At 44.7% G+C, this 253-nt stretch carries 1 protein-coding gene; it reads right to left on the bottom strand.

Going from position 1 to position 253, the window contains the following annotated elements; genetic code table 11:
- A partial coding sequence (locus ACWA1B_RS23160; RefSeq protein ID WP_456911019.1) for an alpha/beta hydrolase occupies positions 1 to 253 on the bottom strand: 253 nt, incomplete at both ends.

Raw genomic sequence — 253 nt, 5'->3', positions numbered from 1 at the left:
GACGCGACCTTGATTGCTCCATGCCGTTTCATCTTCCCCCCAACCGTGCTGCAGATACAAAACCGGATATTTTTTATTCTTATCTTTATAATAAGAAGGCGGAGTATATACAAAGGCTCTGCATGAGGCCTTAGTGCTTTTTGAAGGAAAAAGAATCTGCTGCACATTTCCGTGAGAGACCTCTTTCAAGGCATAGAAATCTTGATCGTGAGCCGGAATTTCTATACCGCTTTCCCAGCGAGCGGATCCGTAA

This window comes from Flavobacterium xizangense, from assembly GCF_054075145.1.
Note: the sequence above shows the minus strand (reverse complement) of the source record. Positions and strands in the feature narration are given on the sequence as shown.